Consider the following 21,084-nt stretch of genomic DNA (forward strand, 5'->3'; position numbering starts at 1 on the left):
GAGCGGGGACCCGCGCTGTGCGGACCCCGCTCCCGCGGGTGTTCTCCTACCGGCGTTCGGGGACGAAGCGCTTGCGCCAGGCCAGGGACACGTAGACCAGGGCGATGAGCACCGGGACCTCGATCAGCGGTCCGACCACTCCGGCCAGGGCCTGGCCGGAGGTGACGCCGAAGGTGGCGATGGCCACCGCGATGGCCAGCTCGAAGTTGTTGCCCGCCGCGGTGAAGGCCAGCGTCGTGGTGCGGTCGTAGTCCATCCCGATCGCCTTGGCGAAGGCGAAGGTGCCGAACCACATCAGGACGAAGTAGGCCAGCAGCGGCACGGCGATCCGGGCCACGTCCAGCGGCTGGCTGGTGATCCTCTCCCCCTGCAGGGCGAAGAGCAGCACGATGGTGAACAGCAGTCCGTACAGCGCCCAGGGTCCGATCCGCGGCAGGAAGCGGGCCTCGTAGCGCTCCCTTCCCATCCGCTTCTCACCGGTCCGGCGGGTGAGGAACCCCGCGGCCAGGGGGATGCCGAGGAAGATCAGCACGTTCAGGGCGATCAGCCAGGGGGAGACGTCCAGTCCGCCGGTGTCCAGGCCCAGCCAACCGGGCAGCAGGTCCAGGTAGAACCAGCCCAGGACACCGAAGAGCAGGACCTGGAAGACGGAGTTCAGGGCCACCAGGACGGCGGCGGCCTCGCGGTGTCCGCACGCCAGGTCGTTCCAGATGATGACCATGGCGATGCAGCGGGCCAGGCCGACGATGATCAGCCCGGTGCGGTACTCGGGCAGGTCGGCCAGGAAGATCCAGGCCAGCGCGAACATCACCGCGGGCCCCACCAGCCAGTTGATCACCAGGGAGGAGACCAGGAGGCGGCGGTCGCGGGTGACGGTGTCCAGGCGGTCGTAGCGGACCTTGGCCAGCACCGGGTACATCATGACCAGCAGCCCCAGGGCGATCGGCAGGGAGATCCCGCCGACCTCCATCGCGGCCAGGAGTTCGTTCAGACCGGGGACGAGGCGGCCCAGCCCCAGTCCCACCGCCATGGCGAGCAGGATCCACACGGCCAGGAAGCGGTCGAGGGTGGACAGCTTCGCCACCGCGGAGGCGCTGACCTCCCGCGCGGGGCTCTCGGGGCGGCCCATCAACAGGCCCGCTTGTTCTGCGCGGCGGCTGTCGAGCGGGCGGTGTCGGCCAGCGCGGACAGCCCTTCGGAGAGGGACTCCAGGGCCTGCGGGCGCAGACGGTAGTAGGTGTACCGGCCGCACGGCTCGGTCTCCACCACTCCGGCCTCACGCAGCAGACGCAGGTGGTTGGACAGGTTCGTCTGGCGCGCGCCCGTCTCCTCCATCAGGTGCGTGGTGCACAGGGTCTCGTGGGCGAGCAGGGACACGATCCGCATCCTGAGCGGGTCGGCCAGGACCTTCATTAGATCAGCATCGACTGACATCAGCATGTGCTGATATTATCGCATCACTCGACCCTGATGCGTCGCCCGCCTGCCCTTCCCTTCCGGGGGCCCGGATCATGACCACACCCGCCGGCCGGACACCCCGGCCACCGTGCGGCAGACACCCGCGGAGCCCCGCCCGCCGGGCCGCGACGCGTCCGGGACGTGAGCCAGACCCACGTCAGCGACTGTCGTCCCTGACCACAGCACCTGCGTCCACACCCGCCGCAGCCCGTCCGAAGTAGAGGAACACCCGCCATGACCGGTACCGGAAAGCCGTCCGTCCTGTTCGTCTGCGTCCACAACGCCGGGCGCTCCCAGATGGCCGCCGCCTGGCTGCGCCACCTGTCCGAGGGACGGATCGAGGTCCGCTCGGCGGGATCGGCCCCCGCGGACACGCTCAACCCCGCGGTCGTCGAGGCCATGGCCGAGGTCGGCATCGACATCACCGACCAGCACCCCAAGATCCTCACCGTCGACGCGGTCGAGGCCTCCGACGTGTGCGTCACGATGGGCTGCGGCGACACCTGCCCGTTCTTCCCCGGCAAGCGCTACCTCGACTGGGAGCTCCCCGACCCCGCCGGACAGGGCGTGGAAGCCGTCCGCCCCATCCGCGACGACATCCGCAAGCGCGTCGAAGAACTCGTCGGTGAACTCCTGCCCCGCTGACCGCCGGCACGGCAACAGCCGCACCGGACGGCCGCCCACCCCGCACGGCGCCTCGTACGAGAACCACGGGCGCCGAGGGCGGCCACGGCTGCGGGCCCGGTCCCGGCGGTCAGCTGATCTGACCGGTCAGCTCTCCGGGGCGTCCCACCCCTCTCCGGCCGGACGGTCCTGCTCCTCCAGGGACGGGAGGCGCTCCTCCTCCGGGACCGGGCCGGGCGGGGTGCCCTTGCCGAAGGGGCTCCCCCCGAGCGCTTCCCGGCCGTGCTCGGTGAGCCAGCCCCGGGGATCGGGACCGACCGCGACCACACCGGCCGGGTTGATCGCCGTCTGCACCCGGTAGTAGTGCACTCTGATGTGCTCGAACTCGACGGTGTCCCCGAACCCCGGGGTCTGGAAGAGGTCGCGCGCGTAGGCCCACAGCGCCGGGTACTCGACGAGCTTGCGGCGGTTGCACTTGAAGTGGCCGTGGTAGACCGCGTCGAACCGCACCAGGGTGGCCCAGAGCCGCAGGTCGGCCAGGGTGAGGTGATCGCCCACCAGGTAGCGGCGGTCGGTGAGGCGCTCCTCCAAGGCGTCCAGCCGGGCGAAGACGGCGGCGACCGCCCTGTCGTAACGCCGCTGGTCGGGGGCGAACCCGCAACGGTAGACACCGTTGTTGAGGTCCTGGTAGACCTGCGCGCTCACGGCGTCGATCTCCTCGCGCAGCGCCACCGGGTACAGCTCCGGGGCGCCCTCCCGGACCAGGTGGCCCCACTCGGTGGCCATGTCCACGCTGATCCGGTCGTAGTCGTTGGACACCAGGTGCCCGCTGGGGACGTCGACCAGCCCGGGCACGCTCACGCCGCCGTCGTACTCGGGGTCGCGGGCCAGGTAGGCCTCCCGCAGGGCGTGGATGCCCAGAACCGGGTCCTCGCCGCCCGGACTGCCGGTCGCCTCGGTGAACACCCAGTGCGGGTCGCCTTCGATGATCTCCTGGACCGGGTCGGTGACGGCCAGGGAGACCGCGCGCTCCAGACCCATGAGCCGTCGGGTCATCACCACCCGGTGCGCCCACGGGCAGGCCCGGCTGACGACCAGCCGGTAGCGCCCCGGTTCGGCGGTGCGTCCGAAGCGGCCGTCCTCGGTGACCCGGTCGGCGAAGGCCGCCGGATCCCGTTTGATCTCCTCGGTGGGAAGCTTGTTGGCCCGCATACCGGCTACCTCCGACGCTCAGGGAACTGGTCCGACTTCGATCCTAGGTCCCGGAGGGGCACCGGATCCGGTTGTCCACAGGCCGTCTTCAGAACTTGGCGCAGACGTAGTAGTTGTTGAACGGGTCGGTGTCGATCCCCTTGACCTCCGTCTCGTCGAAGCCGGCGTCGGCGAGCATGGCGAGGGCCTTCTGCTCGCCCCAGACCGTGCCCAGGCCGTCGCCGCCCAGGGCGAGGGAGACCGTCATGCAGTGCATGAGCGAGACCGTGTAGAGGAAGGTGCCCCAGGGCAGGTCCAGGTTCTCGTGCAGTCTGCTGGAGGCCTTGATGTCGACCATCAGGAACCTCCCTCCGGGGCGCAGTGCGCGGTGGATCCCGGTGAGCACCTGCGCCGGTCGGGCCTGGTCGTGGACGCAGTCGAAGGCCGTGACGAAGTCGAACGACTCCTCGACGCCCAGCTCGGCGACGTCGCGCAGCTCGAACCGCACGTTGTCCAGGCCCATCGCGTCGGCCTCGCCCCGGGCGAAGGCGACCGCCTCCTCGGAGAAGTCGTAGCCGGTGAAGTTGCTCCGGGGATAGGTCCGCCCCAGCACGTTGACGGCGTGGCCGCGCCCGCAGCCGACGTCGGCCGCGTCGACGCCCAGCGCGAGCCGTTCGGTCATGCCCTCCACCAGGGGCAGGGTGGTGTCGACGAGGGAGGCGTCCACCACCTCGCCGCTCTCCTCCGCCATGACCTCCTGGAACCTCGGGTAGGAGCTGTAGGGCACCCCGCCGCCGTGCCGGAAGGCCTCGTCCACCTGGTCCTCGACCAGGGCGAGCTGGGGCAGGAAGCCCAGGAGGCGGGCGAGGTTGTCCGGCCCGGCGGCGCGGGTCAGGCAGACCGCGTGCTCGGCGGGCAGGAGGTAGGTGTCGGCGCGCGGGTCGTACTCGACCAGCCGGGCGGTGGTAGCACCGCCCAGCCACTCGCGCACGTAGCGTTCGTCCAGCCGGGCGGCGCCGGCGATCTCCCCGGTGGTCTGGGTGGTCATCACGGACTCCTTCACCGAGGGTGGTTCTCCCGCACGGGGGCGGGCTGTCGACCTGGTCGGCACCGGGGGTGTGGGAGTTCGTGTCACGGCCCTACCGCTGTGGGGTCGGGCCTCTCCGGACGACGTGGATAACCGGATATCTTACTCCTGCGTCCCGCACGCCCCAAGAGTCTGACGGCCGTGGAACGAGGGTGGCCGGAAGCGGCCGACCGGGCTCCACCCGGACCACCGGGGAGGGCCGGCCGGGGGCCGCTACTCGTCAGCGAACTCCTGGATGAGGGTGTCGGAGGCGTGCACGCACATGATGCGCAGCCGCCCGGTTCCGGAGTTGACGAACCGGTGCCACACGTTCGGACCGACCACCGCCGTGTCCCCGGTGCGGGCCACCAGGCGCTCCCCGCCGACGGTGATCGCCGCCTCGCCCTCCAGCACGGTCCAGGTCTCGCTGTAGGGGTGCCGGTGCAGGCCGGGGCCCTGGCCGGGGTCGTTGTCGACGAGGAAGAAGCTGATTCCGGAACCGTACTCGCGCCCCTCGAAGAGCGCGGTACGGCGGGCCTCGCCGATGGCGATCTCCTCGAACGGGACGGTGCGGGGGGCGGTGGTGTCCATGGGTCCTTCTCCTGTTCTCCGGAGGGCTCCGCTCCGGGGCTTCTCCGGGCGGCCCTCTCCGGTCGGGGCGGCCGCGCGGCCCTTGGCGGCGGGCCTCCGGCTGATGACTCCAGACTGGCTTTCGGCCCCCACCGGGCTCTACTGTTTCGACATGGATCGAAAGAGCGCTCGCTTCCACAGGAGCGCCCGTTTCCACATCGGCGCGGACGACGTCTCGGCCATCCGGTTCGGGGTGTCCCCCGGCCACGAGCTGGCCCATGCGGTCCGCGTCCTGCTGACCCCCCAGCGGCATCCGCTCCAGTGGGGGTGGCTGCGCTCGGTACGGGCCTCGGTACCCGGGGCTGCCCTGGACCGGCTGGCCGTGGTGATCCGCGAGGAGGGCTACCTCCCCGACTTCCTCACCTCGGCCCCGACCTGGGACATGACACCGCGGGAGGAGTTCGAGCGGCTGCGCGGGGTGCCGCCGGACGCGGTGCGGGCGGACCTGGGCAAGGTGCTCGTGCGTTCCGAGGGGCGCGCTCGGGCCCTGGTGGCGGGCATGATCGAACAGCCGGAGCGGGCCCGGGACATGATCGCCGACGCATGGGACCAGGTGTGGCAGGCGACGATGGCCGCGCACTGGCCGCAGATCCGCCGCCTGCTGGGTGCCGACATCGACCTGCGGATGCGGCGGATGGGCGCGGGCGGGGTGGGCGCGATGGTGGCGACCCTGCACGAGACGGTGCGCTGGCGCCGCAACAGCATCGAGGTGTCGCTGCGGCTGCACGACGAGGACGTGCGCTGCGAGGGCAGCGGTGTGGTGCTCGTCCCGTCGGTGATGGGCACCGCCCGGTGCGCGGTGCTCACCGAACCGCCGGTGCAGCCGACCCTCTTCTACCCGGTGGACGGGCTGGCGGAGACATGGATCCGCGGTGCGGCCGCCGAGGAGGCGTTGGCCGACCTGCTGGGTTCCGGCCGGGCCCGGGTCCTGGCCTGCCTGGACGGCCCCCGGACCACCTCCGAGGCCGGGCGGGCGTGCGCGATGGCGGTGTCCACGGTCTCCCACCACCTGGCGGTGCTGCGCCGGTCCGGTCTGGTGCACGCCCGCCGCGAGGGGAACCGGGTCCTGCACACCCGCACCCCGCTGGGTGAGGCCCTCCTCGGCCGCGGCTGAGCCGGTCGTGACGAACACGCACTCGAACGGACACTCCGGCCTCGTTGGTATTCTAGTGCTAGAATACCTGCATGCGTTTGACTCCCGCCGAAACGACGGTGCTGGGTCTGGTCGTCGAGCGTCCGCAGCACGGCTACGACCTGGAGCAGGTGATCGACCGGCGCGGCATCCGGCAGTGGACCGAGATCGGGTTCTCCTCGATCTACTACCTGCTCACCAAGCTGGAGGGCCGGGGCCTGGTCCACGTCCCCGAGGTGCCCGCCGCCGCGAAGTCCCGCCGCGTCTTCCACGCCACCCCGGAGGGCCGTGAGGCCGCGGCGCGCAACGCCCTGGCGCTCATCGCGGAGGCGGGCCCCGCTCCACAGCCGCTGCTGGTCGGCATCGCCAACCTGGGCCTGTTCTCGGAGGAGGAGTACCGGCAGGCGCTGCGCACGCGGTTGGCGGCGGTCGAGGCCCGGATCGCCGCGGTCCGGGAGGCCCAACGGTCACAGGCGCCGCTCCCGATGGCGGCGCGCGAGGTGTTCTCGTACTCGACAAGCCTCCTGGAGGCGGAAAGGCAGTGGCTCGCAGCCCGGGCCCAGGTCACCGATGACGACCAAGACTGACTTCAAGAAGTCCCTCGACTCCTACCAGGCCAGGCGCGACCGGTTCCGGATCGTGGACGTCCCCGACCTGCGGTACCTCATGGTCGACGGGCACGGCGACCCCAACACCTCGACCGCCTTCGCCGACGCGGTGCAGACCCTCTACCCGGTGGCGTACAAGCTGAAGTTCGCCAGCAAGCGGGACCTCGGCCGCGACTACGTGGTTCCGCCCCTGGAAGGGCTGTGGTGGGCCGAGGACATGGACTCGTTCACGACCGCGCGGGACAAGTCGCGCTGGGACTGGACGCTGATGCTCATGGTCCCGGACTGGATCGACCGGCCCCTGTTCACCGCCGCCGTCGAACTGGCCGGGGCGAAGAACCGCCCGAAGCTCCTCGACGGCCTCCGAATGGAGACCCTGTCCGAGGGCCGGTGCGCGCAGACGCTGCACGTCGGTTCCTTCGACGACGAGGCGGACGTGCTCCGTCGGATGCACCACGAGTTCATCCCCGGACAGGGGCTGCGCATGACCGGCACGCACCACGAGATCTACCTCAGCGACTTCCGCAGGGTCGCGCCCGAGAAGCAGCGGACCATCCTCCGCCAGCCGGTCACGGAGCGGGAGAACCCGCGCGGCGCCTCCACTGGGCAAGCGTTCGATCCGGGAACCCGCAACGGACAGTGACTGCCGGACCGGCACCGTCCCCACTTCACCGGGTCGGCATACCTCCGTGCGGACTGTTGACCACCAACGGCACAGACCCTTCCGCAAGGTAGAAGTGCCCGGGGTAGTAGTCGATGTGGAGGTGGCCTCCGTCCTCGGCGGAGGCCATGGCGCGCACATTGTCCGCGAGCACCTCCCTCCCCACGGCGTCACCGCTGATCACGAGGATCCGCCGCTCGGAATCGACGTGGATGAGGACGCCGGGACCGGGCGTCTTCTCGACCTCGACCCCCGCCAGGGCGCCCGTGACCGGCGCCGTGGAACCGAGCAGTCCCTCGCCCTCGGCCACCGCATCCGCCAGACGGGTCAGCTCTTCCGCCGACGCCTTGAGATCCACCTCGTCGCACGCGGTGTCACGGCTGAGTATCACTGGCAGCGCTCCCTCGAGGTCGGTCCCCCCATGATGCCTGCCGTCCGGCGAATGCCGTCGGGCACTTCGGATCCACCCGGTCAGGAGTCCGAACGCAGTTCGGCGAGGACCTGGCGGGCGACGGTGCGCCCCGCCCGATTGGCGCCGATGGTACTGGCCTGCGGACCGAACCCGGCGAGGAACAGGCGCGGCTCCCGTACCGATCGGCCGTCCTCGACCCGGACCCCGCCGCCGGGTTCGCGCAGCCGCAGCGGCGCCAGGTGGGTGAGTTCGGCCCTGAAACCGGTCGCCCAGATGATGGCGTCGACCGGCTCGAAGGAGCCGTCGGCCCAGCGGACCCCGTCCGGTTCGATCGCGCTGAACAGGGGCCGGGCCACCAGCAGCCCCCGGTCCCGCGCGGCGAGGTTCTCCGGGGTGGCGGGCAGGCCGGTGCCGTGGATGATGCTGGGCAGCGGACGGCCCGCCCGAGCCGCCTCGTCCGCCTGCCGCACGGCGCGGACCCCGCCCTCGGGGTCGTCGGTGAACTCGACCGGCCGACGGGTGGTCCAGACCGTGCTCGCGGCCACACCCTCGAGTTCGCGCAGGAAACCGACGGCGGAGGTGCCACCGCCCACCACCAGCACCCGCATGCCCGCGAAGTCCTCGGCCGACCGGTACCCGGGTGTGGAGACCTGCACGCCGCGGAAGTCCGCGGCCCCGGCGAAGTAGGGCCGGAAGGGCCGTGCCCAGGTGCCGCTGGCGTTGACCACGACCCGCGCCGCGACATCGCCCTTGTCGGTCTCGACCAGGAACCCCTCCCCTTCCTCCCGCACTCCGGTGACCCCGACCGGCCGTGCGACGTTCAGCCCGAACCCTTGTTCGTAGCGCGCGTAGTAGTCACGCACCACGTCGCGGGCGGGCCTCGACGCGTCCGCGGTGTCGAAGCTCAGTCCGAGTTCACCCATGCCGGGCAGGTCGTTGACCCGGTGCGCGTCGTCCAGGCGCAGCGATTCCCAGCGGAACTGCCAGGCGCCCCCGGTGTCGGGCCCCCGGTCCAGGACCACGAAGTCGGCTCCGGGTTCGAGCCCCAGCCGCCGCAGGTGCCAGGCCACCGAGAGCCCGGCCTGACCGGCCCCCACGATCACGACGTCCGCCGAACCCGGCAGCACACCATCCCCGACACCCGCCACGACCGCTCCTCTCCTCGTCCGTCACCGGTGGGGAACAACGGCGGGGCCCGGTTCATGCCGGCGGGGACGAGGGACCCGGAACCGGCGTGGCCGGGATCGGGCCGGGGCGGCCGGTGTGACGGATCGCCCGCCACGGAAGGGCTTCGCGACGGGGCGGCCACGAACCGGTGCGTCCGCGGTGACCGGACGGCGAACAATGCGGGAAGGGGCGCCCGGGCCCGGCGGCACCCGGGTTCGTCCGCCCTAGGATCGTCGCGTCGGAGGGCCGAGCGCCCCCGGCCTTTCGACGGCATCGGAGCGGCAGGACGCGAGGGCGCCCATGGGGATGGAGATCCCCGACGAACTGGCCAATCTCTTCTACGGGCTCACCGGAACCCAGTGGCCCAAGGTCGACGAGGACCGGCTGCGGGACTTCTCCGACGCGTACGCGACCGCCGAGTACATCCTGGCCACCGAGCTTCCCGAACTGGTACTGGTCCTGCGGCGCAAGGTGCAGTCCACGTTCGACAGCCGCACCACCGAGTACTTCGAGAACTCCCTGGCCCAGTTCACCGCGGGGGAACGCAACTACATCGGCGAGGCCGCCGAACTGGCCGGCGAGATCCGCCAGTACGCCAAGGACGCGGCCAACCAGGTCGAGTACGCCAAGTGGATGATCATCGGCCAGCTGATCCAGCTGGCGTTGGAGATCGCCTGGGCGATCGCGACGGCCAAGTTCACCTTCGGCGCCTCGCTCAAGATGATCCCCCTGTTCAAGTTCATCAGCAACCAGGTGATCCGGCGGATCCTGAACTGGCTGGTGTGGAACCTGCTCAGCCACCTGTTCGTGGCGCAGATGTTCGGCGTGACCATGGACCTGCTCATCCAGCGCATCCAGATGGACCAGGGGAACCGGGAGGGGTGGGACAAGGAGCTCACCCGGATGGCCGCCGCGGGCGCCTTCGTCGAGGGGCTGCTCAGCGCGGGCCTGTCGTTCGGCGCGGACCTGTTCCTCAGCGGCCAGCTGGCCAAGCTCTTCAGCAAGAACCTTCCCGACCCGCCCGCGCCCCCGCCTCCGCCCGTCCGCGACCTCCTCGGCGACCCCCCTGCCGGTCCGCCCGGACGCGGGGCGGGTCCCGACGCGTTCACGCCGCCGCCGAGGGACGCCCCCGACACGTTCACGGGTCCTCCGCCACGGGACACCCCCGGTCCCGACCCGACGCCCCCGCCACGGGACCCGCCCGGCGGCGGGGGCGGGTCCGGGGGCGGGCCCGGCGCTCCCCCGGTGCGCGTCCCGCCGCCCCCCGGGAGCATCACCCCGGAGTTCAACCGCGACCTGGTCAACCTGTTCGCACGCAACTCCAACGAGTTCCTGAACCCGGCCCAGCGGCCCAACACCACGAGCCAGGGCGCGGGCCACGCCGGGCGGTTCGTCGACGGGTCGGGCGACGTGTTCGCCCGGCACTTCGGGGACACGCTGGGCGAGGCGGCCGCCCGGGGCCTGGGGCGAAACTACGCGGAGACGCTGCTGCGCACGTGGAACACGCCGCGCCCGAACTCCGCCCTGGACGATGTACTGGGCTCCGCTCCCCTCCCCCGGAGCACCCGGGACCACCTGGCCCGGGACGTACCGGACGCCTTCGGCCGCACCGTGGCCGACTTCGGCAACCGCTGGCGCGACCGGGCCACGGCGCTGGGCATCGGCGCGGCCTCCGGCGCGTTCGAGGGGTACGTGGGCGAGGGCCTCACCAACCTGTGGTTCTCACCCGAGCAGAAGTGGGAGGCGTCGGGCATGTCGGCGGTCGCCGGGGCCTCGAGCTCGGTGGTCCACGACCTGGCCGTGACCGGTGGCCTCAAGGGCCTCGACTCCCTCAGCGACCTGCGAGGGCTCAACGACCGCCCGGCGCCGGACTTCGACACGACCGGATCCTCGGAGTCCAGCTCCTCGGAGTCCGGCTCCGACGACGGCTTCTCCGATGTGTCGTCACAGGAGGAGGCCCGGCCCCCGCGCCGGGACGGGGGCAGCGCTTTCGAGTCCGAGGACGCTCCGGTGCTGCGCCTGCGGGGCGGTGGCGGGGACAGCACGCCGTCCTTCGAGAGCTACGACGGGGACGGCGACGTGTCGACGCTCGCCCCGTCTGAGCGCCCGGAGAGCGAGGCCGGCGAGGACAGCGGCGCCGGTGAGGGCAACGAGAGCGGTGGCACCCGCCAGGGCGAAGGGAACGAGGACGGCGGGAGCGAGGGCGATGGGGCCCGCCAGGACGGCGGGAACGACGACGGCGGAGCCCGCGAGGACGGGTCACGGGGCGGGCAGGAGTCCGCCCCGCGCCCGGGAGCCGGTGAGGTCCCGGGGCAGCAGAACCCTGGCTCCTCGCAGGCGGGACAGGGGCCGGACGCGGGCGGACGCGGCGGGGAGGGCCCCGCACCCCGCTCCGACGGGGCGGTCGGTTCCGGTGAGGCGAACCGGGGACAGCCCGGTCGGCCGCCCTCTCCGGTACCGGAGCCCGAAGGGGCCTCCCGGGCCGAAGCCTCGGACGGGAGCCGCGCCGGCGGTACCGGGCCCACGCCCGCGGTCACCGTGGTGGAACCGCCCGCCGCGGGGCCGGACACCGGCGGCGACCGGTCCGTGCAGGCACCGCCGGAAGGCCGGGAGCGCCCGGAGGAGGCGGCGCCGACGTTCGGCACGAACGCCGAGGAGGCCGGTCCGCGCCTGTCCCCGAGCGGCGGGAACGGAGAGGCCGGTCCGCAGCTGCCCCCGGACAGCGCAGGCGAAGGGTCCGGCACGCGTTCGCCGGAGACCCCGGCCGGAAGCATCGATCTCGGCGAGTTCTTCCGCTCCCTGAACGGTGACGCCGCCGGGACCGGCTCCGAGGGTGCGCCCGTGCCGCCTCCTGTGGTGGCCGGGCCCGTACCGCCGCCCTCCGTACCGCCCGCGTCCCCGCCCCCGTCCTCGAACGCGCCGGGGGCCGTGTCCTCGTCCTCCGGGCGTGCTGAGGGCACGGGCTCGGGCCCGTCACGCGACGGTGGCCACGGCGAGGCGCGGCCGGACGGCTCCGAGGGCGCCGTGGCCGAGGGCGTGCCGACCCCCGAGGTTTCGCCCGTGTCGGAGGCGGGACCGTCACTCACGGAGACGGGCCCCGTCTCAGAGGACGCGGAGCACACCTCGGACGAGGTACGCGCACCGCGGACGGAGAGCGCGCCCGCTCCCCCCGCGCCGGTCCCCGCCGAGCCGGTACCGGAGCCTCCGTCGCCGGGCAACCGGGGCCCGGAGGAGGACACCTCTTTCCAGGACACGCCGCCCGCCGGGCAGGAGGGCGGTCCCGTCCCCCCAGCCGGGGAGGAGGACGCGGAGCCCCCGGCTCCGGCTCCGGTTCCGGATCCGGAGAACGGTCTCGCCGGGCACGGGGAGGGCCCTGCCTCCCGGAACGAGGACTCACGGGACGGAGAGCAGCGGGAGGTGCCCGACGCGGACCGGGCCGAGGACCCCGACGGGGTGGAGGAGCCTTCGACCGGCGCCGGGAGCGTGACAGCCGACGCCACGGACGGCTCCGCACCGCTCATTCGGGAGGCCCCGGACGCCGACGGTGACGAGTCGCCGGACACCGGGAGCGCCCCGCCCGCCTCGAACGAGTCCGCCGAGGCGGCCGTGACCGACGGCCCCGTCGCGGGAGCGGCTCCCCCTGCCGAGCCCTCCCACCGCAGGAGCGGCGCCGAGACGGAGACCCCGCGCTCCCCGAAACCGGGCGGTGGCCGCGATCCGCTCCAGGGGCCGACCGACCGTGGAAGGGACCGGAACCTTCCGCAGGGGTCCGAGGACGCGGCCGACACGAGCGGCCTCACCAGGGAGCCGGACCCGCGCACGCCCCCGGACACGGAGTCCGCGTCGGAGGAGGGGCCCGCCGCTTTCGAGAGCGAGTCGGCAGACCCCCGGGACGAGCGCGGCGGCCTGGCGGACCCTTCCGCGGAAACACCGGAATCCGGGCCGGAGGGACGCGAAGCCCCGGAACCGGAGGGCAGGGAGCCGGAGGGCCGGGATCCGAAGGGCGAGGCGGTCAAGGACGAGGCGGTCGAGTCCGAAGAGCCTGCCGCCGAGCGCCCCGAGACGGAGAAGCCGACGACTGAGCGGACCGAGACCGCGGACACACGCGGGGACACGGCCGGAAACCCGGACACGGACGCGGACAGAGGCGGGGAGAGCAGTGGCGACCCGGCGCCGGGAACCGGCGAAACGCCGCGGGGAACCGAGGCGCCCCAGCACACCCCGCAGGTCCCCGTACCCGCGCAGGGGCCTCCGGACAGGGTTCCGGCACCGCCCGCGGCCCCCTCACGTACCGAGGGGGACCCGGACGCCCTGCGGCTCAACTACCTGATCGAGTCCCGATGGATCGAGTCCTACGGCGTACGGGTCGATCCCGACACCGTCCTGGACACCTTCCCGGGTCTGCCCGATGACGTCCGTGTCTTCCTGGGGCACGGCCTCTCCACCGACCCCCGGGACTTCTTCTCCGCCGACGGCGTCCGCCGGGCCTCCTCCGACGGCAGGACCTACGAGCTGCGGCTGAGCTCCGAGGACGCCTGGCACAGCGGCGGGCGGGACCGGCCGGGCGCCGCGAAGGCCAAGTACAAGGGCCTGCACGACGAACAGACCCAGACGTCGAAGGGCGATTCCGGGCTCTCCGGCAAGGCCCGGCGGCCGGTCGTGGGCTTCCAGGCCAACCTCTTCGGGGTGGAGGCCATCCCGGCTCCCGCGGTGGGCGGCCGGGTGTCGGCCTTCGGCGGCTCGGCGGTACAGCAGCAGTCCGGGGACACGAGCCACACCCAGCTCCTGACCACGGAGATGACCGGTGAGGGGCAGACCTACAGCAGTGATCTGACGGTCACCTGGCGGGTCGAGGGGGGCCCGCCCCCGCCCCCGGCCTCGCCCGCTCCCGAGGCGGACGGCGGGGCGGGGCGCGACAGCTCGGAGAACCCGCCACCGGCCGCGGCCGCCACCGAGGGGGCCGACGGCATCGAACTGCCCACCCGGCAGAACCCTCCGCCGGACCCGCCCGCCACCGACGGCACCGACGGCACCGACGGCACCGACGGCACCGGGCGCGGCACCCAGGACGAGGTATCGCCGACCGCGGTCACCGAGGGGGGTGACGGGTCCGAGGGGAGCGCCCCGCGGACCCCGCCGCCGACCCGTCTCGAGCGAGGCGTGGAACTGGTGCTGATGGGCGGTGTGCAACACCGGGACGACCTGCCCGCACGGATCACCTTCACGGACCTGTGGGGGTCCCCGACCGCACCCGCGCCGCCCTCCGACGGCAACGGCCCCGACCACGGCGGTACGAACCATGACGGAACGAACCGCGACGGTACGAACCAGGACGGGACGAACCGGGACGGCCGCAGGCACGGCGGTTACCTGGCCAACTCGCACCCCATCGCGATCGACTCCGTGACCCGCCGCGTCTCCGACAGCACCGATGGGACCGCCTCCGACAGCACCGGCACCGACGGGAGCGGTCCCGAAGGAGGCGGCACGCCCCGGCAGCAGGACGACGGAGCGCCCACCGCGCTCAACTCCTGGCTCGCGGACCGCCTCGGGTTCGATCCGCCCGGGACGGGTTCGAACACGCGCCGGGTGCTCCACCGCACCCGGGGGAACCCCGACACCCCGGCCGTGGTGTCCCAGCCGAAGACCGGGTCGCGGGCGCAGCAGCGCGAACTGGACCGGCGCGGCGTGATGGAGGTGTTCTCCGACGACATCCTCATGACCCAGCTGCCCACCATGACGAGCGAGCCCCGGACCGTGAGCGTTCCCGACGCCGGGGGCGGGTCCCGGCTGGTCACGCTCTGGTCCTACCCGGTGTCCATGGAGCTCGTCCCCGACACCCCCAAGAACTTCAACATCAAGCTGACCGACCGCCTCACCCGCGGCTCCGGGCTGCTCGCCAACCGCCTCAAGGGCTTCTTCGCGGCGGTGTCCGCCGGTGTGGTCTCGCGGCTGCCCGGCGACGCGTTCCGGGTGGAGGCGCCCTCCTTCGAAGCGCGCTTCCAGAAGGTGTGGACCCGCGGCCGGGGACGCTCGGACAACGCGTGGGACTCGCACCTGTTCCACAGCACGGACACGGCCGTGTACAGGACGCGGCGCACGACCGCCGTCTGGCTCGACAACGACACCGAGCCCACGCTGTTCGACGTCTCCGCGACCGAGGCCCTCACCGCCGACGACGTCCGCCGGCTCGCCGGAGGCAGGCCCGCCGCCGATCCCGTCGAGCGGACGGGGGACCCCTTCCTGGACCGCGAGGGGGGTCCGACCCACCTCGGCGACTCCCTGGTACGCGACGTGACCCACGCCGACGGCACCGAGGTCCGGTCCCCCGACGGGGACCCGACGCGCCCCTTCTTCCGGGACTACGCGCACCAGCTCCTGACGGAGATCGACCGGCAGTACCCCGGCCTGGTCCTCCCGCACCTCGCCCTGCCGGGCACCCCGGCGCCCGCGCGCTCGCACGCGGGCTGGAACCACCGGCGCAACCGGGACCAGGCCCGGGAGAACACCGAGATCCTCCTCTCCAAGGTCAACGCGGCCTCCTTCCGGGCCGACCCGGACGCCTGGCTGTCCGGGCAGATGGAGATCAAGCTGGTCGAGACGAAGGTCCTGCCCTGGCTCAACGAGTTCAGGGAACGCCGCGTGGGGGTCCACGACCACATCTCCGTGTGGCCCCGGGCCAGGATCACCGGCTACTCCGAGGCCGAGCCGCTCGAGAAGTCGCACACCGGCACCACCACCGGTTCGTCCTCCGGCATGAACCGCCAGGCGGGCAAGGTCACCTCGGTCACCGCCGAGGGGCGGTTCGGTTTCACGGCCCGCGGTGTCAGCAGCGGCCTCGACTCCTTCGGCCACCCCTCCCAGGCGGGCGGCGTGTACGCCCGCGCCGCCAACGAGTTCCGCAGCAGGCAGCGGAGCGAACACGGGACGTCGTCCACCGCCGAGACCAACGTCAAGGACAAGAGCGGTAGCCGCCGCCTCTTCGCGGACGCGGAGTTCTCGGCGTGGTTCGGACCCAAGGACGGCCTGGTCCCGCGCTCCTCGCGGTTCGAGGCCCCGTCCAGAACGGGCCTGGGGCGCGAGGCCTTCGGCGACGGCCGCGGGGACCGCCCCCCGCCCAGGGCCCGGGTGGAGCTGCACGCCCCCCGGGTGGGACCCCGTGTTCCGCTCGACACCCCGCCCGCCGAGGACCCGGCGCCGCCCCGGAGACTCCCCGCCGCCACGGCCTCCCGCCTCTTCGGTGGAGGCCCCGACGAGTTCGTCACCACCGGTCCGCGCACCGTCCGGATCCACCGGTCGACCCCGCAGGGGCTGCAAACGGTCACGGAGGTGCCCGAACCCCAGGATCCGGCGCCCCGGCCGGGCAACGCGAACCCGCCCCCGACGACCGGCGCCCCGCCCCGGACCGAGAACCAGGGCGACACGGCAGGGACCGGCGGAACGACGACGGACGGACAGGAGGGAGCCCGCCCGCAGACCACCGGGAACGACACGACGGGCCGCACCCCGCGCACCGACGAGGACGCGCCGCCGCCCCTGGCGATCCGACGCACTCCCCGGGCGGAGCTGCTGTCCGGCACCTTCGGCACGGTCCAGGCCTTCAACCCCGCGGTCTTCCGCCGCGGCGAGCACGTGATCACCGTGGGGTCGCTCACCTACGGGGCCCTGGACCGCGACCACTGGGCCTTCTCCCGGTCGGTGGCCTCCCGCGACGGCAGCGCGGCCCTCATCGCCGCCCACACGTCGTCGCAGACACTGGCGGCCTCGCCCGGCCTCACGCAGAGCACCGGCGACCGGTTCCGGGTGCAACTCGACGACGGCATCGCGCCGTCACGGACCCGGCCGACCACGGCGACCTGGTACGTGCCCACCCACGTCGTCTCGGCCGCCCTGCGCGAGTTCGCCGTGATGGAGCCCAACCGGGTGCGGGAGATCTCCTTCGGCGACGGGCTCTCCCACGAGTCCGCGTTCACCGTCTCGATCGCCGCCCGGGGGGCCTTCAACCCCCAGCCGACGGCCGAGACGCCCGAACAGGCCCCGCGCGGCGCCGTCGGCCCCCTCGTCCAACCCGGTCTGGAGGCGCGGTACACACCGCACGGGCACGGCCGGGGCGAGTCGTCCTCGGTGTCGTACCGGACCCGTCGGGAGGTCAAGTTCACCGGCGCCACCTTCGAGTTCGTCACCAACGGCGTGGTCCTCCAGGCGACCGAGCACAAGAAGGACTTCGACTTCCTCTTCTCCGTCCCCAGGTCCACGAAGCAGGGCGATTACTCGGCCTGGTACACGCCGGTGACGGACGCCCAGAAGATGATGGTCCCCGCCCTGTGGGTGTTCTCCCAGGGCCTGGTCCCCGACCGCCTCACCTGGCGGGCCGACGGCGGGGTGGAACTGGGTACCCAGCCGCCTCCCCAGAGCCCGCCCGCCGGGCTCGGCACCAAGCCGGACCTGGCCGGCAAGGGGTTCGACTCCCGTCCCGCCCGCGTTCCCTCCCTGGTCGACGAGCTGGAGCGGCAGCTGAACCGGGACGGGTGGGGGCTGACGGTCCACTCCCGAGAGGACCTGGTCAAGGAGGTGAGCGAGCACGTCAACGGTGACCGGTCGGGCAGGGAGGTGCGCGTCAAAGCCCTGGAGACGCGACTGAACCCGCTCGATCCGAGCCCTCGGCTCAAGGACCGCTCACGCGTGGCCAGGCTCACCCTCGACATCGAACGGGCGCCGGCCCGCGTCGACCAGTTCGGCGGGCAGATGGAGTACGTCGACCGCAACACCAAGGCGACCGGCCTCTCCCAGACCAACACCACGATCCGGGGACACGGCTTCGGCGGGGCGGTCGACCTGCTCGCCCCGATCGGGAACAAGGAGGACCCCGCGACAGGGAGGCAGACCGGCGCCGTCAGCGCGGGCGGCACCCCCGCGTTCCGGCAGCAGTCGGTCACCGAGGACTCCTCGTCGGCGGGCACCGCGCGCGAGGAGACACAGGAGCGGGTGCTGTTCTCCCCCTACGCCAAGGTCACCACCCCGACCCGGGTGACCGCGCACCTGTCCTTCGGCGACCAGGTGTACACCGCCACGGCCGACGACACCGCGCAGGAGAGCGTCTACCCCCTGCCCTTCCTGGAGACGCAGGCGCCCGCGGGCGCCCCCCGAACCGGGCCGCACTACGAACCGGCCACCATCGACCTGGACGCCTCCTCCTACGCCGTCACCTGGGCGAGGAGCCGCAAGGGACCGGACGGGACCGGCTTCCAGGACGGCGAGGGCGGCCTCTCCGCGGTCCCCCTCGCCATCGAGGGCGAGGCGAAGGTCCTGCTCGACGCCGCCGTGGTCAACGCCGCCCTGGTCGACGGGTGGACGAGCCCCAACGGCAGGCTCGACCTCGACGACGCCGAGGTCGCGTCGGCCACCCGGTACCTGGACCAGCGCATCTCCGACATCGAGCGGGCCGCGGGGATCACCGCGCGCAAGGACGAGACGCTGCTGCTGGCGCTGACCCCCGACGCGACGCGGGGACCCACCGTGCTGGCCGAGTTCGGGGGGACGGTGGTCAGGACGCGTGCCCTGCTCGACACCGGGTCGGCCACGATCGAGGGGGTCAGCAACGACAGCCGCGCCCGCGACTCGGACCAGGAGGGCGGCCGGCAGTCGCACACCAGAGCGGAGCAGCGGGCGAACAACCTCGGGTTGGGCGGCCAGGCCACGGAGACCGGGCGCCCGGCGGACCGCGTCCGCGAGGCGGCGGAGGCCGAGTCGGCGGCCCTGAGCGGCGCCCGCGGCGGCAGCTCCGCCGGACAGCGGCACGGGGCCGTGGCGAGCGGTCCGGGGACCAAGCGGATGTTCCTCGTCCGCGTTCCGGCGCGCTGGCTCGTCTGGGCGGAGAGCACCGACGGCACGGCCCCTCCCCGAGGGGGACAGGCCGACTCCTCGGTACTGCGCTGGATCGACGCCGACCAGGCCCGCTCCTGGGGGCTGGACACCGACGCCCCGGCGATCGAGCGGTACGCGAAGGCGGAGGCGGCGTTCACCAAGGCGGACGCGGCCTACTTCAAGGCGCGCGGAGAGCTCTTCTCCTTCGTCGGCCGCATCGACGAACCCGGGGCCGGCGGAGAGGTCTTCCAGGAGCGCTACCAGGAACTGGAGGACGCCTACCGCGATCTGGAGAGGACCCGGAACTCCACGATGCGGGATCTGGTCAAGGCGTTGCGCGACCTGCGGGAGACACGGCCCCCGGCCGAACCGCAGCCCCTCGCCGCGCCTCGGACGGAGTCGGGGGGTGAACCGCCGCACGGCGGTGAACCCGCCCCCCGGCCGCCGGAACAGCCGCTCCACGAAGGCCCTCCCGCCCCTGAGGGTGTCGGCGGCACCGAGCGGTCCGCGCCGGACACCGGGCTGCCGACATCCCCGACGGACCCGACGGGCCCGGCGCACCCGGCGGAACCGACCGGCCCGGCGGAGGAGGGCGACGGGCGCGAGGGCCTGACGACCGGCGGTCCACCGACGCCTGCGCCCGCGACCGGGGTCCCCTTCGACGACGCCGACATCTACGACGCCACCCCGCCCGGTTCGCCCCGCCCACAGCCCGTACACGGCCCGTCACCGGCCCTCCTGAACCACCCGGAGCCCGCCGGTCCCGACCCGACCGGCACCGGACTCACACGGGAGGTCCCCGGAACCGACAGCGAGGCCGCGCCGCCCCGTCCCCCGACACCCGAGGCCGGATCACCCGAAGCCGCGCCACCTGAGGCCGCAACCCCGGAGGAGACCACCGCCCACGAGAGCCCGCCCGCACCGCGCCCCGGAGCGGACCCCACGACCGGGGAAGGGCCCCCGCGGCCCGCACCGGACCCGCACGCGACCGAAACCGCCGGGGAGAGCACCGGGACCGAGGGACTCGGCGCTCCCGGGACACCGCCGCCTCCTCTCCGGGAGACCGCGGGACCCGACGACTCCGACGCCTACGCCCGTGACAGGGGCCCGACCGACGAGGCGGTGGCCTCCCCCGCCCACGGCCTGGGCCGCCGGGACTCCACGGGAATCCTCCGCTTCCCCTCCGAGGCGGACGTCGTCGGCTACGGCGACCTCCTGCACGACCCCGGCTTCAACACCAACACCTACGACGCGCTCCCGCCCCGGACCCGGAGATACGTCGACGCCTACACGGCCGAGAGCTGGGTCGCCGAGTTCTCCCGGCTGCGGCCGCTGGACGAGGCGACCGTACAGGCCGAACTCGACCGGCGGCGGCAGGAGAGCGCCGGGCAGCCCGGCTGGACCCTCTACGAGATCAACGGCGGCCGGTGGCCGACCCTGGAGACCCTTCCCCAGCTGCTCGGCAGCAACAGGCTCACCCCCGAGCAGGAGGCGGTCGTCCGGAGCGTCGTCGAAGCCCCCTACCCCGACTCCGCTCTGGAGGGCCTCCGGAACCGCGCGGGCAGCGCGGGCCAGATCGCCGACACGCTCCGCGACAAGAGGGGCCGCGGAAGCTACCCCGACGCGCAGGACATCCTGAACCTCATCGAGCACCTGGACCGCGCCACCGGGCGGAGCCTGCCGGAAGGGGTGGAGACGGTACGCGGGGTGTTCGGCTTCGAGCACCTGGCCCCGGGCGCGACACTCGACCCCTCGTCCCTGATCGGGCGGACCTACACGGATCCGGGCTACATGTCCGTCTCCCTGGGCGCCCGCCCCGGCGCGGCGGGCGGCTCCCCGACCGACCTCGTACGGTTCTCCCTCCCACCGGGCACGCGGGGCCTGTGGGTGGGCGACCGGAGCCTGCACCCCAGTGAACGCGAGATCATCCTCGCCCGGGGCACCTCCTACCGGATCCTCTCCGTCGAACCGTGGGGCCGCGGGTACGTCCTGCACGCCGAGGTCCTTCCCACGGAGCACGCCCCGCGGCCCTCCTCCGGCACCGGTGCCGGGTCCACCGGGGAACCGGGGACGGGAGAGGGGGGCGGGCGGTCCCGGCAGGAGGAACTGAACACGGTGTTCTCCGACGCCCTGAGCCCTCCCCCGGCGTCGTGACGCGCGTTCCCCCGTGTACACCCGGTCGTCGACGAGCGCACGCGTTCCCTTCACCGTCCGGCGCTACAACGTGAGGGGAGCGGGCGCGCACCGGTTCCCGGGCGGCGGGACGGCGCC

At 73.2% G+C, this 21,084-nt stretch carries 12 protein-coding genes; 5 read left to right on the plus strand and 7 right to left on the minus strand.

What is annotated here, in order from left to right; genetic code table 11:
• Window positions 1–46 precede the first annotated feature (46 nt).
• Window positions 47–1,129 (minus strand): ACR3 family arsenite efflux transporter, encoded by a 1,083-nt coding sequence (gene arsB, locus D458_RS0112785; protein ID WP_017587148.1) that lies wholly within the window; start codon window positions 1,127–1,129, stop codon window positions 47–49.
• Entirely contained in the window at window positions 1,129–1,413 is a 285-nt protein-coding gene (locus D458_RS0112790) for an ArsR/SmtB family transcription factor (RefSeq protein ID WP_017587149.1), read from the minus strand. Before D458_RS0112790 ends, arsB begins: the two co-directional genes overlap by 1 nt.
• 279 nt (window positions 1,414–1,692) lie before the next feature.
• Between D458_RS0112790 and D458_RS0112795 the strand changes: the two genes are divergently transcribed.
• The gene (locus D458_RS0112795; RefSeq protein WP_017587150.1) at window positions 1,693–2,103 is read left to right on the plus strand and encodes an arsenate reductase ArsC; all 411 of its coding nucleotides are present in this window, start codon (window positions 1,693–1,695) and stop codon (window positions 2,101–2,103) included.
• 126 nt (window positions 2,104–2,229) lie between these two features.
• Here D458_RS0112795 and D458_RS0112800 read toward each other — a convergent pair whose 3' ends face one another.
• The 3 genes from D458_RS0112800 to D458_RS0112810 all read right to left on the minus strand — a co-directional run bounded on the left by D458_RS0112800 (window position 2,230) and on the right by D458_RS0112810 (window position 4,930).
• Window positions 2,230–3,294 (minus strand): glutathione S-transferase family protein, encoded by a 1,065-nt coding sequence (locus D458_RS0112800; protein ID WP_017587151.1) that lies wholly within the window; start codon window positions 3,292–3,294, stop codon window positions 2,230–2,232.
• Window positions 3,295–3,382: 88 nt separating this feature from the next.
• A complete protein-coding gene (locus D458_RS0112805; protein WP_017587152.1) occupies window positions 3,383–4,321 on the minus strand; it encodes a class I SAM-dependent methyltransferase in 939 nt (312 codons plus the stop codon).
• A gap of 252 nt (window positions 4,322–4,573) precedes the next feature.
• Window positions 4,574–4,930, minus strand: a complete 357-nt coding sequence (locus D458_RS0112810; protein ID WP_017587153.1) for a cupin domain-containing protein — start codon at window positions 4,928–4,930, stop codon at window positions 4,574–4,576.
• Window positions 4,931–5,081: 151 nt separating this feature from the next.
• Here D458_RS0112810 and D458_RS0112815 point away from each other — a divergent pair, with 151 nt between their 5' ends.
• From D458_RS0112815 to D458_RS0112825, 3 genes are all read left to right on the plus strand, one after another.
• On the plus strand, window positions 5,082–6,083 hold the full coding sequence (locus D458_RS0112815; protein ID WP_017587154.1) for an ArsR/SmtB family transcription factor: 1,002 nt from the start codon (window positions 5,082–5,084) through the stop codon (window positions 6,081–6,083).
• Between the two features lie 71 nt (window positions 6,084–6,154).
• Entirely contained in the window at window positions 6,155–6,688 is a 534-nt protein-coding gene (locus D458_RS0112820) for a PadR family transcriptional regulator (RefSeq protein ID WP_026119249.1), read from the plus strand.
• On the plus strand, window positions 6,672–7,352 hold the full coding sequence (locus D458_RS0112825) for a GyrI-like domain-containing protein (protein ID WP_017587156.1): 681 nt from the start codon (window positions 6,672–6,674) through the stop codon (window positions 7,350–7,352). Before D458_RS0112820 ends, D458_RS0112825 begins: the two co-directional genes overlap by 17 nt.
• A 25-nt stretch (window positions 7,353–7,377) precedes the next feature.
• Here the strand turns inward: D458_RS0112825 and D458_RS0112830 are convergent, their stop codons facing one another.
• Together D458_RS0112830 and D458_RS0112835 are read right to left on the minus strand one after the other, a co-directional pair.
• On the minus strand, window positions 7,378–7,761 hold the full coding sequence (locus D458_RS0112830; RefSeq protein WP_017587157.1) for an Imm32 family immunity protein: 384 nt from the start codon (window positions 7,759–7,761) through the stop codon (window positions 7,378–7,380).
• Window positions 7,762–7,841: 80 nt separating this feature from the next.
• Window positions 7,842–8,930: an FAD-dependent oxidoreductase gene (locus tag D458_RS0112835; protein ID WP_051049667.1), complete on the minus strand. Its 1,089-nt coding sequence runs from the start codon at window positions 8,928–8,930 to the stop codon at window positions 7,842–7,844.
• Between the two features lie 319 nt (window positions 8,931–9,249).
• Between D458_RS0112835 and D458_RS0112840 the strand changes: the two genes are divergently transcribed.
• Complete coding sequence (locus tag D458_RS0112840; protein WP_020480266.1) at window positions 9,250–20,967, plus strand: WXG100-like domain-containing protein; 11,718 nt, start codon at window positions 9,250–9,252, stop codon at window positions 20,965–20,967.
• Window positions 20,968–21,084: the final 117 nt, after the last annotated feature.

Origin of the sequence: Nocardiopsis ganjiahuensis DSM 45031 (genome assembly GCF_000341085.1) — a bacterium.
GTDB lineage: Bacteria > Actinomycetota > Actinomycetes > Streptosporangiales > Streptosporangiaceae > Nocardiopsis > Nocardiopsis ganjiahuensis.